Source organism: Faecalibacterium sp. I2-3-92, from assembly GCF_023347315.1.
Lineage (GTDB): Bacteria > Bacillota > Clostridia > Oscillospirales > Ruminococcaceae > Faecalibacterium > Faecalibacterium duncaniae.
Window position 1 is genome coordinate 99,039 of the sequence record NZ_CP094470.1, and the last position, 16,683, is coordinate 115,721.

The 16,683-nt window shown below is 45.7% G+C and carries 20 protein-coding genes; 7 read left to right on the forward strand and 13 right to left on the reverse strand.

Annotated elements, in window-relative coordinates:
- Nucleotides 1–386: 386 nt before the first annotated feature.
- On the forward strand, nucleotides 387–638 hold the full coding sequence (locus MTP42_RS00445; protein WP_249257715.1) for a DUF6061 family protein: 252 nt from the start codon (nucleotides 387–389) through the stop codon (nucleotides 636–638).
- Between the two features lie 160 nt (nucleotides 639–798).
- Here MTP42_RS00445 and MTP42_RS00450 read toward each other — a convergent pair whose 3' ends face one another.
- The 13 genes from MTP42_RS00450 to MTP42_RS00510 form a co-directional block, all read right to left on the reverse strand.
- Nucleotides 799–2,523: a recombinase family protein gene (locus MTP42_RS00450; RefSeq protein ID WP_105303063.1), complete on the reverse strand. Its 1,725-nt coding sequence runs from the start codon at nucleotides 2,521–2,523 to the stop codon at nucleotides 799–801.
- Entirely contained in the window at nucleotides 2,520–2,984 is a 465-nt protein-coding gene (locus tag MTP42_RS00455; RefSeq protein ID WP_158398681.1) for a hypothetical protein, read from the reverse strand. The genes MTP42_RS00450 and MTP42_RS00455 overlap by 4 nt, the downstream gene beginning before the upstream one ends.
- Before the next feature lie 176 nt (nucleotides 2,985–3,160).
- Complete coding sequence (locus MTP42_RS00460; protein ID WP_105303067.1) at nucleotides 3,161–3,577, reverse strand: YjdF family protein; 417 nt, start codon at nucleotides 3,575–3,577, stop codon at nucleotides 3,161–3,163.
- Between the two features lie 155 nt (nucleotides 3,578–3,732).
- A complete protein-coding gene (locus MTP42_RS00465) occupies nucleotides 3,733–4,509 on the reverse strand; it encodes a histidinol-phosphatase HisJ family protein (protein ID WP_105304861.1) in 777 nt (258 codons plus the stop codon).
- 238 nt (nucleotides 4,510–4,747) lie between these two features.
- Nucleotides 4,748–5,881: a 23S rRNA (adenine(2503)-C(2))-methyltransferase RlmN gene (gene rlmN / locus MTP42_RS00470; protein ID WP_226943064.1), complete on the reverse strand. Its 1,134-nt coding sequence runs from the start codon at nucleotides 5,879–5,881 to the stop codon at nucleotides 4,748–4,750.
- Between the two features lie 217 nt (nucleotides 5,882–6,098).
- Nucleotides 6,099–6,635, reverse strand: coding sequence for a hypothetical protein (locus tag MTP42_RS00475; RefSeq protein ID WP_046438127.1), 537 nt, complete (start codon nucleotides 6,633–6,635; stop codon nucleotides 6,099–6,101).
- A gap of 18 nt (nucleotides 6,636–6,653) precedes the next feature.
- Complete coding sequence (locus MTP42_RS00480) at nucleotides 6,654–6,944, reverse strand: hypothetical protein (RefSeq protein WP_046438128.1); 291 nt, start codon at nucleotides 6,942–6,944, stop codon at nucleotides 6,654–6,656.
- An 898-nt stretch (nucleotides 6,945–7,842) separates the two neighbouring features.
- Nucleotides 7,843–8,112, reverse strand: a complete 270-nt coding sequence (locus tag MTP42_RS00485; RefSeq protein ID WP_242994758.1) for a hypothetical protein — start codon at nucleotides 8,110–8,112, stop codon at nucleotides 7,843–7,845.
- A 136-nt stretch (nucleotides 8,113–8,248) separates the two neighbouring features.
- Nucleotides 8,249–9,214, reverse strand: a complete 966-nt coding sequence (locus tag MTP42_RS00490; RefSeq protein WP_249257716.1) for a hypothetical protein — start codon at nucleotides 9,212–9,214, stop codon at nucleotides 8,249–8,251.
- Nucleotides 9,215–9,226: 12 nt separating this feature from the next.
- Entirely contained in the window at nucleotides 9,227–10,762 is a 1,536-nt protein-coding gene (locus MTP42_RS00495; RefSeq protein WP_249257717.1) for a relaxase/mobilization nuclease domain-containing protein, read from the reverse strand.
- Complete coding sequence (locus tag MTP42_RS00500) at nucleotides 10,734–11,168, reverse strand: plasmid mobilization protein (RefSeq protein WP_249257718.1); 435 nt, start codon at nucleotides 11,166–11,168, stop codon at nucleotides 10,734–10,736. Before MTP42_RS00500 ends, MTP42_RS00495 begins: the two co-directional genes overlap by 29 nt.
- A 689-nt stretch (nucleotides 11,169–11,857) precedes the next feature.
- Nucleotides 11,858–13,126, reverse strand: coding sequence for a GHKL domain-containing protein (locus MTP42_RS00505; protein WP_249257719.1), 1,269 nt, complete (start codon nucleotides 13,124–13,126; stop codon nucleotides 11,858–11,860).
- The gene (locus tag MTP42_RS00510; RefSeq protein WP_005924492.1) at nucleotides 13,123–13,821 is read right to left on the reverse strand and encodes a LytR/AlgR family response regulator transcription factor; all 699 of its coding nucleotides are present in this window, start codon (nucleotides 13,819–13,821) and stop codon (nucleotides 13,123–13,125) included. The genes MTP42_RS00505 and MTP42_RS00510 overlap by 4 nt, the downstream gene beginning before the upstream one ends.
- A gap of 179 nt (nucleotides 13,822–14,000) precedes the next feature.
- Here MTP42_RS00510 and MTP42_RS00515 point away from each other — a divergent pair, with 179 nt between their 5' ends.
- The 6 genes from MTP42_RS00515 to MTP42_RS00540 are packed head-to-tail and all read left to right on the forward strand — an operon-like array spanning nucleotide 14,001 to nucleotide 16,576.
- Nucleotides 14,001–14,588, forward strand: a complete 588-nt coding sequence (locus MTP42_RS00515) for an accessory gene regulator B family protein (protein ID WP_005924490.1) — start codon at nucleotides 14,001–14,003, stop codon at nucleotides 14,586–14,588.
- Nucleotides 14,589–14,600: 12 nt separating this feature from the next.
- Nucleotides 14,601–14,771, forward strand: a complete 171-nt coding sequence (locus MTP42_RS00520) for a hypothetical protein (RefSeq protein WP_005924488.1) — start codon at nucleotides 14,601–14,603, stop codon at nucleotides 14,769–14,771.
- Between the two features lie 18 nt (nucleotides 14,772–14,789).
- Nucleotides 14,790–15,320 carry a DUF5626 family protein gene (locus tag MTP42_RS00525; protein WP_005934533.1) on the forward strand — a complete coding sequence of 177 codons (531 nt, stop codon included), beginning with the start codon at nucleotides 14,790–14,792 and terminating at the stop codon, nucleotides 15,318–15,320.
- Between the two features lie 13 nt (nucleotides 15,321–15,333).
- Nucleotides 15,334–15,480 (forward strand): cyclic lactone autoinducer peptide, encoded by a 147-nt coding sequence (locus tag MTP42_RS00530; RefSeq protein WP_081027705.1) that lies wholly within the window; start codon nucleotides 15,334–15,336, stop codon nucleotides 15,478–15,480.
- A 47-nt stretch (nucleotides 15,481–15,527) separates the two neighbouring features.
- Nucleotides 15,528–16,292, forward strand: a complete 765-nt coding sequence (locus tag MTP42_RS00535; protein ID WP_005934532.1) for a hypothetical protein — start codon at nucleotides 15,528–15,530, stop codon at nucleotides 16,290–16,292.
- 2 nt (nucleotides 16,293–16,294) lie between these two features.
- A complete protein-coding gene (locus MTP42_RS00540) occupies nucleotides 16,295–16,576 on the forward strand; it encodes a hypothetical protein (protein WP_005943373.1) in 282 nt (93 codons plus the stop codon).
- The last annotated feature ends 107 nt before the right edge of the window (nucleotides 16,577–16,683 follow it).

Here is a 16,683-nt window from a genome sequence, read left to right on the forward strand (position 1 = left end):
ACGGTTTCTGCACGGTTTTTGCACGGTTTCAAAACGTGCAAAGGGTGCAAATCGTTGCAAAATCGGACAAAGGGTGCAGAAACTCGAAGCTCAAAACCTGCGATGTATCGCTTGGAAATGACGATGAAACGTAACTTCCAAAAATTGAGTGAATCGCCCGGCGTGCGCTACGAATCAGTAGGCCGGGGGTTCGAGTCCCTTCCATCGCACCAAACAATGAAAATCCGAACCTTCTCTCGATAGGAGAAGGGTTCGGATTTTTTGTTTTCTTCGGAAAGCAAAATGAAGGCTCCTTCCCGATGGCTGTGTGTCCAAAACCTTATCAGAAAAAACGTGTAACGAAAGTCACAACTGTAAAGGTGCCGTAAGGCAGAAAGGACACAAACATGAAGTACGATGCAAGAGCTTGCCATTTCAACATGGATACCGGCTGTGTGGAGCTGCTGCTCCGGGATGGAAGAAAAATTTTCATCGACTGCACCGAGGTCGAGGATGCGCTGGACGTGACCATGGCGCAGAGGTCAGAACTGGATTATCTCATCTACAACGATCCGTTGGGCTATGCGGATTTGATTCTGAACGGTGACCCGGAGAAATATTTGAAGAATGTGGCTGGAAGCCATGGGCTAGAAGATTAAGGGCAAAACAAAAAACAGGGTGCGCCCCTGAATAGGACGCACCCTGCCAAAGACCACAGACGATAGCGATATGTACAACAGGGAGTTCCCCAGAGCAGAGTTCCCATAAAACAGTATTTGCAAAAGTTCCCTAAATGGGGAAGATTTGGCGTGACTTCGGTCACGCTTTTTCTTTTGCTTCCAGTTCATCCAGAGGGATGTACCCCAGCCCATCGTACTTGATATGGATGTGCTGCACCCGCTTTCCGCTGGACTTATCCGGGGCATCCACATAGATAGCCGACACCAGTTCACGGAGAGCATAGGGAGTGAGTTCTTCAATATGAACGTACTTGTGCGCTTTCTGGACGAATTTTTCAATATTCTCGATTTGCTGTTCCTGTACTTCGATTTCCTGTTGGATAGAGAGGGATTCCTCTTCCAGCTGCTTCTGTTCGGCATCGTAGCTCTGGCTCATCATGTCGAAGCGGTCATCGCTCAGCTTTCCACTGGCGTTGTCCTCGTAGATTTTCATGAACAGCCGTTTGAGGTCTACAATCCGCTTCTCATTCCGGGCAAGCTGCTTCTTCAGGACGGTCAGCTTTTCGCTGCTTTCCACACGAAGCTGCTCCTCCATGACCTTGCGGAAGTAGTTTTCATGACGGAGAATGTAGTCCGTCACCCGCTGAACATGACTCAGCACACGTCCTTCCAGAACCTTTACCCGGATGAAATGTCCCTTGCACTTGCTCCCGTTCTTCTTGTGCAGAGAGCAATCAAAGAAGTCTTGACTGAAGTCCCTGTTATTGGACGAACCATATTGCATCTTGGAACCGCAGTCAGCGCAGTAGACCATACCGGAGAAAATGCTGCTCTTGCCTGTTCGGGTCATACGGTGACGCTGGCTGCGAATCTCCTGAACCTTTTCAAACACATCATCGTCAATAATGCGCTCATGTGTATCCGGGAAGATAGCCTGATTTTCCACAGGATTCAGATGTCTCTTTTTATCCCAGATAGAGTTAGTATAGGTCTTGAAGTTGACTGTGCAGCCAGTGTACTCCCGGCGTTCCAGAATCAAACTTACTGCTCTTTTATCCCAGCGATAAGGGTCTTCCGGGGCAGGTGCGTTTGTGCTCCGGCCATGGCTCAACTTGTAGGCGGTAGGAGTCAGAACTTTATCTGCCCACAGTTGGTTCGCAATTTGGGTCGGCCCACGTCCCTCCATGCACATGGAGAAGATGCGCTTCACAATCGCAGCCGCTTCCGGGTCAACAAGCCAATGCTTCGGGTTCTCCGGGTCTTTTACATAGCCGTACGGAACATTAACCGTCAGCGGTACTCCACGCTCTCCCTTGGCCTTCTGAACGGCCCGAATCTTGCGGCTGGTATCGCGGGCGTAAAACTCGTTGAACCAGTTCTTAATGCCCGCAAAATCGTTGTTTACGCTGTTCGGGTCAATGGTGTCGTAGTTGTCGTTAATGGCGATGTAGCGAACGCCATACTGGGGAAAGGTGAAGTTGGTGTACAGACCAGTCAAGGCAGAATTGCGCCCCAGTCGGGACAAATCCTTCGTGATAACGATTCCTACACGCCCTGCTTCGATTTCGACCAGCATACTCTGAAAGCCGGGACGGTCATAGTTCGTGCCGGAGTAGCCATCATCCACAAAGAACACCGGGTTCGGGAAGTGGTTCTTTTTGGCGTATTCCAGAAGGATGACCTTCTGGTTCTCAATGGACAGGCTTTCGCCGAGCCGTGCGTCCTCTTGCGACAGTCGGCAGTAAAGTGCGGTGATTTTATTCGTTGCTCCAGACATTGTTGTGTCCTCCTTATTCTGTGGAGCAACTGTCAGTACAGGATTGGTTACCGGATCAAGTATAGCAGAATTGGACGCAGTTGTCATTCGTCTGCACCCTCATCTTCAAATTTTTGCTGGGCGTTCTTGGCAACAATGCGCTCCAGTTTCTTCAAAAAGGATTCCTTGCCCTCATAGCTGCCGGTCACGGTGTAGGTGGTGTGACCGACTTTCTCCGTGGTGGTCAGTTCTGGAATCCAGAAAGCGGACAGGTTCTTGACATGGAGGTTGCCGTTCTCGTCCACATAAGAGCTGTGTTTCTTCTGCTCTTCGGTCAAGGGCTTCCGCTTGAAATAGATTTCATTTTCGGAGATGTTCACAGTCTCGCTGGTCTGCTCTTTCGGGGCATCATCATACAGCTGTGCGAAAAATGCCAGTGCATCTTCGGGTGGTTCTTCCTCCATGAGCTGATCGAAAACTCGCTGTTCCTCTGCCGAGAGGTTATTCCATGCGGCTTCCAACTCCTGCTCGTTGGCTGCGTTGACGAAGGCTTCGATCTCTTTTTTCATGGGGCATCCTCCTTTGGCTGCGGAAAGCGTTTTTCAAAAAGTATGGGTTTTCGTGAGAGCAAGAATCGTCCCGTGGCCACAAATTTTCAATTCTTGAAAATTTCCTGTCCCCTTTAGGACAGCTTCTTGTTGGGGCGTGCCTGCCCCAAACCCTGCCAGATAAAAGCAAAGGGGCATTATCTGCCCCGATGCTTTTCCTTTCGCTTCTGCTGTTTCAGTTCAAACTGACGTTGCTTTTCTGCTTCGCGTTGTTTACGGCTAAGTGCTTTTCGCACCAGATTGTTTTCTTCTCGCTGCATTTGCAACGCCTGCTGTGACTTTGTACCGATTCCTGTGGCAACTGTTTCCTTTCGGATTTGCCGTTGTAATCGCTTTGGGTTCACAGACTCTTTCTTTACAACTGTCTCAACAGATGGACTGAAGCGCAGCCGACTGTAATTCTTGAGCAGATACTCCCAGACTTCATAGTCCTTTGGTTCTGCACCAAACACGACTTTACACACTGAAAGCTTTCTTCTCTCAATACGTTCAAATACTCCGATCCAGAATGGAGCCTCAAAAAATACAGTCAGCTTTGTAGAATCAATGTCCATAACGAAACCCTCCTGAAATAAATCCTTACAGGAACGGACAACCCGGAGGGGAAGGTTACTTACCTACACCGTGCGGTGCAGACGGCTGGGCTACCTACCAGCTCTGGCATCTCTCGGGAAGAAATGCGTTGCGTTTTTATCCTGCTTTTATTATATTACAGTTCATAAAACACCCTGTTCTTAAAATACCCTATAACGCAAGTATTCGGTAGTTTTCTAACAACACTACTAAATGCATTTCCAAGTTTAACACTAATATGTGCATCGGATCCTAATACAACCCTACGTCCTCCAAGCTGAACATATCGATCAATGATACTGTATCGAGGCAGCGGTTCGTCAGAAGCATTCATGATGGAAGACGTATTAACTTCAAGAATAATGTCTTTTTTAATCATAGCATTTAATATTTCATCCATGATAGTATCACTGACGTTCCAATTATCAAAATAACGTCTGGGAAAATCTATATGTGCCATCGCCTGGAACTCGCAGGTCTGAATTGATTTTAACATAAGATTATAGTATTCATCAATCGCTTTTGATTCCTCTATGTTTTTTGCACCTGGAAAAACAGAGCCATAGCAATGATGAATGCTTCCTAGAATATAATCAAAAGGCATAGAACTGTAATCCTCGAATTCAGTAGGGAATAGATGTGGCTCGGAGAATTCAATCCCAATCAAAATCTGAATGGAGTTATAAATACGTCTTAGCCTATTCACTTCATAGAAATATTCTGACACATCAAAATTTGTAGAAGCTTTATTAATTATTCTTCCCACATTTATTTCAGAAGAATTGAAATCTACATGATCCGTAAAACAAATAATTGGAATCCCAATCTCTATGGCTTTTATACACTGCTCTTCCATAGATGACTTTCCGTCGGGCGAAAAAGTAGTATGAATATGCATATCTGCCAGCCTCATATTATCCCTCCACATAAAATAATATGGTTATTCCTTTTATACACAAAAATAATTGCATTATATTGTCATTGTAGAGACACACCTACTGCCGTGCAAAGGAAAGACAGTACACCCACCTTTCATGTTATGGTTAGCACGGGCGCATACATAGGTGCGTCCGTGCGTCATAGTATTATGGTGAGCGCAAACGATAACCATTAAAAGAATAGTCAACAATGGTTAGAGGGATAATTCATCATTAGTTTTTCTTACGTTTCCTTTTGGCTTTATGTTTTGCAAAAGGGTGACGTTTTTCTTTTCTTATCCCTCTTGTTGTATCAGCTTTATTGTCAGAAAGCTTGTGTATCACAGGCGACATCTTTTCAGGTGAATCAGACGTAGGAGCGTCGTTCCCTTTATTATAATCACTTACTAATTGACCACAGGCAGCTTTTATTCTATTACCTCTTGATTCCCGAAGTTTTACTTCCAAGCCAGCCTCCTCTAGTCTAATCTTAAATGCAACCAATTGTTGCTTGTTAGGACGTTTGATTCTCTTACAGGCAGTTTCATTATATTGTAAAAGATTAATCAGTACATTTTTTCCTCTAAACCATTTACCAAGTTGTCTTACGTCTGAAGCCCTATCATTAATTCCAGGAGCGAGCAGATATGCAATGGTAATCTTTCTGTTATGTCGTTCAGAATAGGAAAGCGCAGCTTCGACAACACTATGAATGCTATTGGATTTCATGTGCGGCATAATCATGTTTCTAGTTGCTTGATCCGTTGCGTGAAGAGAGAGTGTAAACTGAATCTTTAAATGCTCCTCTCTCAGTCGCTTCAACTGTTCAACTGGTCCAACAGTCGATACATTTATGCCATCTGTAGGAAAATTAAGTCCATTGCGATCACGAAGTATATGAATACTTTTAATCAGATTATCATAATTAAAGAGAGGTTCTCCCATCCCCATAAAAACGATTCTGTTGACACGTTCTTTCAAAAGAACGATTTGCTGAACTATTTCAGCTGGTGAAAGATTGCGAATAAATCCATTTTTTCCTGATGCACAGAAAATACACCCCACCGGACAACCGACCATAGTGCTAACGCATACCGTATTGCCAGTCCTTCTTTTAATGCATACTGTTTCAATGCAGTAGCCATCTTGTAATTCAAAAGCATACTTTGTAGTATCTCCCCCTACATATATGTCTTTTATAGTCATAGTTTGATTTTTAGGACTTACGCCATTTTTATACAAGGTTTTGAATAAAGACTTAGCTCGTTCTTCTCCCATACATTTGGCTACTTCATCAAAAGTATAATTGTACGGATTGCCCTGAATCATTTCTAATGTAGGAGGGCCCATTTTCTCTTTATTTGCCATGATAATTCCTTTCCTCGCATTGTATTTAAGTAATATTTTACACAAGCCAACTTGTGTGGATTATAACTTGAAAACATCAAAAGGGTACACAAACCCCATTATATATTATACATCTTTTTTTCTTTCTGTCAAGATAGAAATTGCATCCCAATAATGTGAATTATATCATTTTTCACTTATTGGGATGCATACTTACTTAGAATAATCTTATAGTTGCTTATTCAATTCCTTGCTTCTTGCTCCTGCCCTTTGTCTGGTCCTTCGGCGTTTTTGGCTTTTTGCCGAGCCTTGCGGCATCACGCTTCATCTTCGCCCTCTCAAAGTAGCAAGTCTTTTCACGCTTCGGAGCGTTCTTCTTTGCTTCGATAGCCGCCTGATTCAGCTCATCAGTTACGACTTTCAGCCTTTGCTCCTTAGTATCAAGCTCCTCCTGCTGGGGGAACGGCTCTGCTACGATCTTCTGCGCTTCTGCGTGGTCAAGCCTGAGCTTTGCGAGGTTATCCTGCGTTCTCTCGATTCTGCCGTCGATGTTGTAGAGGGCAGCTTCAAGACGATTCAAGTTGTGGGCAAAACTCTCGATCAGCTTCGTGGTATGTGAAGTGGCACCTTGCAGGCCAGCCGACATACCGCCGCCTATCATGTTGCTGTTTACTGTAACGCTCAGGTCAAAGCCCTGGAACGAGCCGACTTTCACGGGAGTATCGGCATATTTGATAGCCAACACAGCATCTTCAAGAGCCTTATGATTGTCCATTTCCATTCCTCCCTCAGCTTATCTGCCGTACACAAATTCCATGTTCGCTATGTACAGCTTATTTACCGCATAAACACAGCCATACGGCTTATCCACTTTCAGGAGAAACTTTCTGCCGTTCAGCTCAGATACAGCATTTTTGATCTCATCACGGGTGAACTTCGACAGCTCATCGTGGTCACACAGTTCATCGACAGTGGAATAATCCTTTTCGACCTTGTTGAGCATTACGGTAAGAACCGGAACACAAGCCTTAGCATCGAAGTTGTAGTTTACCCTCGGTAAGCTGATTCTTGTAGGGTTTGGCATAGAAAAACCTCCTTGACATAGTTCATCTGAAATAAAAAATCGCTCCTCATTGCTGAGAAGCGATGTACGGTATTCAATTTTGGGCATAAAAATAGCGGACAGCGCTTCTGTTATGAAACACCGTCCGCTTTTGTCCATTATCCAGTTTGATTTGTCAACAGGCTTTCTACCGTTTTAAGGCTGTTTTCGGCTTCTACCAAGTTTCTACCAACTTTTATCCAGTTGGTTTTCTACCGAGTTTCTACCAGAATTCTTCAAAATGCTTGTATTTTCAGAACAGCGCTGTTACACTGTTTTTGGGCTTTCTACCACCAAAAAGCCCCATGGAATCGGAGTTTTAGTGTGACTCAGTGTGACACGGTGGTACTCAGTGTGAAATTGGTTTGGTAATACCATATAAAGCACATCCCTGTGCATTATATCTACCTTAATTGGTTTTCCAAGTGAAGTATACCACACTCGTGGTCAAATGACCACCCATATATACGAGAATTTGGCCGTTTTACTGCGTACGTGCGTACCAACCTTCCGTACGCACGTACGCAGCGATTCGCCCGAAACGCCCCTATATAACCGTTTCCCCTCGGAGAGCCCACTACACTTTGCAGGCCGCAGGGCTGAAAGTGTCATAGTGGGTTATTACACTTCCGCAGAAGTGCATTTCCCTCGCCGCAGACAGCCCGGTGCACCTTTGTGAGAGCTTTCTGTGCGGCGAATCCTCATCGCCCACAGGCGATATGAGCAGGGATTCCAAAGGGGCGCAGCACCCTTGGCACACGACTTTGGTACAAAGTCTAGTGTGTTACACCTTTCCAGAGATGTACACGTTCCTGAAATGCAAAAAGCCCCATACCCAACACCTTGACGGTGCGGCCATGGGACTTGATGCTTCCTCGGCCTAGCCGGGTACTCGTAACCAATCCTGACAGGCAGTTGCCGTGTCATTTCTCGAAAACTGTTTTACGAATACCCAGCAAGTGGGAACTTCCTGTTTTTCGTTGTTTGCATGATGAGCTTGTTCTGCCTGCCACGCGGCAAACTCCCGCTGGCCTTCCTCGCTGTTCCAGCAGGCAAGGATGGCCGGGTAGAATGCCCGTGCCAGACGGTCAATGACTTCATCGGGATAGGGGGAAGTGTTTGTGGACTTTTTCTTTTTGTTCAAACGCACGCTCCTTTGATCGTCCCACCGTGGCAAAGCCGGGCGAGAAAATCAAAGTTCCATTTTTATCAGGCGCAAGGGCGCGGATGTTTTCCGCCCTGCACTTGCGGCTGGGGGCTCGTTGATGGTTTACAGGTGTCTGCTGTTATGCGGTCTTTTCTTCTTCAAGGGCTTCTGCAAGAGCCTTTTCCAGATAGGTTTCGATTTCAGTCAGGTAGTTAGCAGGTCGCTGCATTGCGAAGCGGAGAACCTTCTGCTTTTCTGGGTCAGTGAAATAGCTGGGATTGTTTTTGAGCGTTTTCTTCCATGAGTTTTTCATCATTTCGGTCGCACGGCTCAAAGATTTGTAAACCTTCATAAACTCGTCCGGTACATGATAGCACCGAAATTCTTCTGTTTGTGGTGTGGGCATGGGAACGGGTTCCGCTTTTTCAGGTTCAAATTCTGCGCTGGCAGATTCCAACACTTCCAATGCCTCTGGATGCAGGATTTGAGCAAGGACATCTGCACGATGCTCGACACTTGCCTGCACAAGCTTGGACATTTCATCGTTGGTGAATTTCACCTCACCGGAAAAGACCTTTTTCTTAATGCCGGGAGAAAGAGTATCGGCAATGTCAACGCCCTTGGTGTAGTGCCGTGCGCGAAGAACCGATGCACGACTGACGCCGTTTTCCTCTGCGATACGGTCGCAGGTTTTCTTGCCGGAGTGGTGGGTATCATCGTGAGACCCACCACTTTTCTTTGCTAAAGTGTACTGGTTGCCGTGAAAGATCTTCTCGGCTTTCTTTTCGGATTCGTACTGCTTCCCCAGCAGGTAACGTTTCTGTTCGGGGGAAAGATTGCGCCGCCCCAGCTGATTCTTGCAAATCCAAGCGAGGGCTTCCTCACGGTTCGCAAAGCGGAGCGGCATGGTAGAAAAGCAGATTTCGGGGTGCTTCTGAAGAATCGCATAACGGTTGTGACCATCAACAAGGGTGTTGTTCCACACGATCAAAGGAGAGATCAGCTTGCCTTCTTTCAAGATGTTTTCTTCAAGCTGCTTAAATTCATCATCAGTCAACGGCGGAATCTGGGACTGGAACTCAGGGTCGATTTTCAGATTGATCATGCGCACACTCCTTTATCTCTCCTGCTGCGCCGGTTCTTCCTCCCGGAAAAAGGACGCAACATTCTGCTTTGCGTTTTTTAGTTTGAGCAGTTCCTCTTTAGCTTCCTTGTACTGCTCGTAGAACTTTGCCTTTTCGGATGCAAGCTGCGCATACTCGGCTTCCAGCTTTTTCGGGCTGGGCAGCTTGGTGAGGTTGTTTGCCTTGAAATAGGCTGCTGCCGCCCGGTACGCTGTCAGCTCTGCACGATGCTGCTCCTCAAAAGCTGCGGGTCGTTTGGCAGTCTTTAACTGCTGTGCGATGTTCTTGGTGCTGGCATAGGCTGCGACATGATAGCGCAGCTCTTTGTTGAATTTCATGCGACCTTCGAGGTCTTTCACCACCGCCAGTGCATCGTGATACTTGGTTTCCAGTTCGGCGATGCGCTGGTTCAGATCATCCTCGTTGAGCAAATCTTTCTCCTGCAAGAGGATCAGAGTTTGCGACATGGCTTTGAGGTTGAACTTCTTTGCCCAACATTCGTAGCCAATGCCCTTGCCTTCGGTCAGCTTTGCCTGAATATCGATCAGCCTTGCAAGGTTGGTCGGTTTGGACTGTACCTTGGGTTTGCGCTCGGTGTTTGCCTGCAACGTGGCAAGCACTGCTGCCTTATCGAACTTGTCACCGAGATGTTTCGCTCGGATGAACTTTGTTCTTCCGGCAGGCAGATAACTTAGGCATCCGCGACTTTCCTTGACGGCAATGCCGTACTGCTGCAAGAGCCTGTCGGAAAAATCTTCAAAGCTCGTGGCACGGTACAATACAGACGAAATCTGTCTCCGTAAAGTATCCTTCACAGTTTCAAACTTCTTCTGCCGGGGCTGCTGTCCAGCTGCGGTGAGGGCTGCGTTCTCACGGTCAAGTTTCAACTGACCACGCCTACGCGCCCAATACTCAGCTTCGCTCACGCGCTCTTTCGAGCCGTTGAGCAGGTCAATCTGGTACAGTCCGGCACTTTCGCACAGCTCCATGACCTCGACACGGAGGTGCCGCATGGTCTGGGCGGTGCTGGAGTGCTTCATGCCCTCTAGCCAGTCGCGGGGCTTCTGCATATAGGGCTTGCGCTCCACCTCTCGTGTTCGGACGCTGCCGATCACGATGTGGACATGGATGTTTCCCGAATGGTTGTGCCCATCCGGGTGGGTGCAGACGATGGCAGGATGACCGGGGAAGTTTTCTTCGCAGAATTTCAGGCCAAGTGCCTGTGCTTTTTCCATGGTCAAGCTGTTGTCGGCTGCATCTCTGGGGTCGAAGCTGATGATATACTGATGGCTCTTAATATCATCGCGTTGGGTGTTCTTGCCATACTTGCGGTTTGCCAGCAGACAGGCCGTTGCGAACGAGAAATCGCCGCACTCAAGGGTGTCGAGCAGGTACGAATCCCGCAGCTTCGGCTTGCCGTGCTCATCCAGAAGTTGCTTTCCGGTGAACGCGTCGTGCTGGTAAACGAGGTACGCTTCGATGGCGGTGTAGTCCGAATTCTTAGAGGCGATATGCTTGAGCGTTGTCATACAGTTCACCCAGAACTTTCTCGGCGCTGAGCCGGAATGCGGTCAGGTCTGCAAGTTCGTCAAGGATTTTCGCCCGGATCTGCTCGGTGTCCGCACCGCCGGAATTGAAGTGCCTTGCAAGCTGGTTGAGATTGCTGCCCACCTTGCTGCACTGGGCAAGCAAAGTGGAAACAGCGGTCAGGGTTTCTTCTCCGCCGCCGGCAACGATGATTATTTTCTCGATCTTGACGTTGTGGATGGCACGGCGGATAAAAGTGGAGAGGGAGAGATTTAGGAGTTTGCAAGTGAGTTCCAGTGACGTTTTTTCCTCCGCTGTCACACGGAACTTGATGACGTGCGTTTTGTTGTTCGGCGTGTCGTGGTGCTGGGAATTGCTAGGAATCGGTTGAACATTCGTTTCGGTCATTGTACCTCCTGTCTGTTCGATAACTCCTCGGTGAAGTTATGTAAGCACGACACGCCGTTTGTTCGCGCCATCAGGCGCGAACTATGAGCAGGGTTTGGGGCAGGCACGCCCCAACAAGATCACATCGGAAATGCAGACGCATTGAAGAAGTGAAGTCCCGGTGGAACACAACATTTTCAAGAATTGAAAATTTGTGGCCACGGGACGGTTCTTGCTCTCCACTGCTGCGCTCAAAACGTATTTCCGAAAGTTGTTTCCGAATTGTTAAGACGCAAAAATAAGTAGAGAGTTCCACTGCTCATATATGTGAATCGCCGTTTGCCCCGAACGAAGTTCCTGCCCCTGTTTTGCAGCGGCGTTGACTGGAGAGCCGGTATCACGTTCGGTCGGCTCATGAAATTTTCAAGGTGCAATCTTCCCCGGAAAAGAAAAATACCGCCCACGCAGTACAGGCGAAGGATTTTGTCGGGTGAAACAGACGGCAAAATGATCGGGTGTGTTGCGGGGCGGTAAATCTTCGCAGGAAATAAAACCGCACAGAATCGTTTCTTTACAGAAATCTCTGTGGATTTGTTGGGAATGATAACATAAGTACGAATGCGTGTCAACACTTCAGGATAATGAATACATCAGATGAACGAAACACACAAAGTACAAGCGAAAGCAAGGCTGCGTTTTAGAAGAATGTTTTAATTTTCGCAGTTCAGGCGGACTTGGACGGTAAACACACCGTCCTTCTTCTTTGTGTAGAAGTCGCCATGGTTCTCTTGAACGATACGATTTATGTTCTTTAGTCCGTAACCGTGATACTCTCCGATGCGGATGCTGCGAACGGTATCGCTGTATGGATTCTCAAGCCGGTAAAAGAGACTGCGATACTGCTTGCGCAGCTGTAGATGAATGATTCGCTGTTCTGCTGGCAAGTCGCAGCAGGCTTCAATGGCATTGTCAAATGTGTTTCCGATGATGATGCTCAAAGACAACGATGAGATCGTCAGAACTTCAGGAATCGTCACATCCAGTTTGACTTTGATGTTATTCCTTTCCGCAATTCGTAAGTAATAATTCAAAAGAGCATCAACAACAGGATTTCCGACAGCAGAAATATTTGTGGAACGCTCGAAAACATTCGTGACGGCCTGTGCGATCTTGTGAAGTTCTTCGGTATCACCGTGTTCTGCAACTGCCTGCATCGCCAGAATGTATTTCTTCACATCATGCTGTAGAGAACGGACTTCTTCCTGACGTTCTTTGAGCTGCTGGTAGTATTCCATTTGAAGGTTGTACTGCTGCTCATTGAACTTGACTTTGAATTTTTCTAGCTCATTTTCCCGGAGAGCTTCCACATAGAACACGATCAGGATGTTTATAAGGAGAAGTACAGCCATAAGGCCGACCATATAATCAGGGAAATAATCATCCGCAGCATGATACTGTGCCACATAACAGACCGCGATACTTGCGATTTGAATCGCAATGATCGGCAACAGCCATAGGATGCGCAGAGCATTTCCCTTTCGGCTGAAAAAATGTGAAATCAGAACTACGAGTGGAATTTGAATCAGGTTTGAAAAAACAATATAGACCAACCGTGCTGCCCCAGCCTGCATCAGAATGTCGGTATCCGGGATACGCAGCCCAATCAGAAGCATTGCAAGCACTTCCACCAAAGCAATCAGTGTGAAGAAAGCTCCGCTTGCAAAAACCGCCTGCCACGGTCGAACCTCATAGAACAGCAATGCAAGGAAAAATCCGCCAACTAAAAGATAGATCGTGCGCTGCGTCACCCAATCCGGGAATAAACTCAAAGCACACTGCCCAGCAATCAAGAGTGCAACATAGGCATAGAACCACCTTGAGACGGGCTCCTTTTTGGGAAACAGCCGACCGATAAAAAGCAGCAACAGGGCAATGTTGGCAAAGCTCCCTGCAAACTCAACGAAATAATAAAGCATCATCTTCCCAAATAAGCGTTGAAGATCTGATTGAACTCCTGACGCTTCCTCCTGCTGATCGGCAGCTGATGTCCGCTGGAAAGAAAAACAGCGGTTCCCGTAGCGTAAACAATGTGTTCCATGTTGACGAGATAACTTTTGTGTGGTGACACAAAGCACCGTTTGGGAAGCTGCTCCAAGGCTTCAGGAATGCTCATTCGCAATGTAAGGTCTTGCTCCTTGCAGTGAATCAGAACTTTATGTCCGTGGCTTTCCAGAAAGTAAATGTCCGATGTTTCCAAGGACATGGTAACACCATCGTATTCGATCGTGAAATGTTTGGAGTTCAGTTCCTGAAGGACGGCATCCATTGCCGCAGCGAACAGCGTCTGATCCAAAGGTTTGACAAGGTAGCGGAATGCAATGCCATATCCCTGCACAGCGTACTCATGCCGCTTCGTGACAAATACCACCAAAGGATGCTTCTCCATCTGAATCAAAGACTGCGCCAGCTGAAAACCGTTGGATGGCATCTCGATATCGAGAAGAAGCAGATCAAAGGATTTCTTCTGCATTTGCAATTCGCTCAGAAGTTCGTTTCCATCCATGTAAGTTTCAATGTCAAAGCAGCCTTGCACATCGTACTGCTGGACGCTTTGAACAATGCCATCAAGGTCTGATTTCTCATCATCGCAGACTGCAACGTGGTACTTCAGCATTTCGACAACCTCCACAAAATAATGTCCTGCTACTATTATAGACTGTGCAAAGGCTCCTTACAAGTAGCCTGACCTACCACTTTTGTCACCAGAACGACCAGTTTTGCCAAACCTCTTGATTTTGCTGAAATTTATGATACAGTGAAGCAAAAATCAGAAGATAAGGTGGCGCAACTGCAATGTGGGAACGCACGCTGTCTCAAAAATCAGTCCGTCTTTTCTGCGAGCAAAAAGTGATAGATGAAGCAAAGGCGGATGCGTATGTCTATGGGTACGAGTTGCTCATATCATCTGTTGTGAGCGTTCTGCTTGTTGTTTTAATCGCTGTTGTGTGTGGTGATGTGCGGTACGCACTTTCATTTTTGATTGGGTTTATCCCACAGCGAATCTACATTGGCGGATACCATGCAACATCGCACACCAGATGCTATTTGGCATTCTCCGGACTGGCACTTATCTGCATTTTGCTAAGTAAGGCAATCGCAGCAAATCACCTTTTCCGTATCCTGACAACAGTAGCTCTTTTGGGCATCTCTATCTTTCTCTCACCTATCGAAGCAAAGAATAAGCCTTTAAGTGAAAAGAAGCGGTCAAGTTACAAGATGGTCGCATCTGTTCTTTCGTCAATAGATTTCCTGCTTGCCATTTTTAATGTGCTTCCGTATACACGTCATGTAGTTTGCTACTATCTCTCCAAATGGGTATTGATTGTATTCTCAACAATTCCTTTGGTTCAACAAAAATTTAATGCCAACTTTTGTAGATAGGGAGGTGATAACATGAAAAAAAACAAATGGGTGCTGCTTCTTATCGCTTTTGTTGCATTTTTGGTATTGGTTTATTTTATTGGTGCTTGCCTTAATGCAACGGCAGAGGCATTGACAATTATTTCGCTCTGCATCGGCATACTGGTCATTTATTTAGTCGTAAAAGCAATCAAATCAAAATAAGGAAAGGAAAATGTGATCATGAGTACAAGAAAATTCATCAAAAAACTTACGGCGAGTCTGCTTTTTATTGCGGTTGTAATGTCGTTTGGCGTTCAGTCTGCCTTCGCTGAATCGAATTCACCGAAGGCTACCGTTAAGAACAATGTTGTTACTTTTAGCAATCTCGATCAACTGAAGGCAAACGAGAAGCTCGCAATTGCGGTAGTTGACAGTAATGGTGATCCAGCAACTATTACTATCGAGTCAGTGGACAATTCAATTTCTCGTGTAGCGAAATCGTCGAATTCTTGGAAGGTTTCGTATAAGGGAGTGGTGATTCATGCATATTTTTATATGACAGTGACGAATAACAAAGTCACAAATGCATGGGACTATTCGATTACAACTTTGGGTTCCACATATAGTGATGCAAGTTTGACGTATAACTCCAGTTCGGCAAAACTCACCTTTACCAGTAACGCTTATAATGGTATTGCTTCTCATACTTGCTGGCTGAAGGGAACTCCTCGCGGAACAAACAATGAAGTCGATGTAACGTATTCTATGTAATGTGGAGGACAATATGAAACAGAATTCACAAAAACTGATTTTTTTCCTGAGTAAAATTACATGTGCTTTTGCAATGGCGATTGCAGTCTTAAGTGTGAATAGCACCTGCTGCTTTACAGCGTATCAGCCGGATGTCCCTGAATCGCTTGATCGCAACTAAACTCATATGATAGACATTATATCAAAAACGATGTGAGGTGATAGAATATGAAAGATGTATCTCGAAGAGAATTCTTGAAAACTTTATGTTTAGGCATAACAGTAGCCGCTTTACAAAATTTGCCAATGACAACGGCTTTTGCAGACAGTGCAATCAGTAAAACAAAAATTATTTCTAAAAGCGACCGTGAAAATTTGGTGGCTACTGTTGCAAGAACTGTGCAAGTGTCCTACAAAATAGATAAAAATACGATCATTGAAGTAACTCGCTTTACTGATATTGATGGACAAAATGTTACCTTGAACCGGAGCGTTAAAGAAGATGGTACAGGTGAACTTGTCTATACGAAAGCCCAAAAAACGAAAAAAAGCAAATTGACCAATCAAAGCTATGATGTCTTTTTGAAATTAGCAACTTCAAAATCTATGCCTCAAACAAGGGGAGCCACTGTTGGAAGTGATGTTACAGGATCACAGTATAAGCATATATTTGTATCAAATCTCAGCTATACAATTGACAATACGGCGATTGCGCAAATTGAGATTGGTGGAGTTGAAACTGCAGCAAGCCTTTTAATTACTGGGTTGCACTTGCCGGGAAGCACTGCTGTTACGGTTGGATCCTTTTTGGTTAGTGTGGTTCTAGCTACTTCTCCATCGAAAGTTGTTATAAATCAATCGCTGTATGAAGTCCATTTCGCATATGATAATAGCTACTATACCCATTGCTATCATGATATTTTGTATTCGTATGATTCCGGTGGACACCTTATGGATACTACAAAATCGTACCATCAAGCTGTGGGAGGCTAAGAATGAAAAAAGGCAAAAGCAACTTTTTTCTTATTGCTCCTTTTGCCCTTTGGGGCTGCATTTCAGTATGGACTAGTAATCTTGTCCGATTGACAGATAAAAGCGCAGTACCTTATGCTTGGGCTTCTTTGTTTTTCTCATATGGAATCGTAGCAGTGCATTATATCCAAGTGGCAGTATCCTCCAAAGGCTGTAACAATGCCGAAAACGAAAAAATTGCATGGGTTCAGCTTGGGCTTTCAACTTTGTTCTTGATAGTAGCTGTTGTTCTAGCTATTCAATGAAGGAAAGCAAAGTAATCACCCAAAGCAGTGTAAGGTCACAATATTTTCTATTCCAGCAGTATTCTAGTAGTTTCAGCATTTGTATGGTTCACATTTATTTGCCGAGG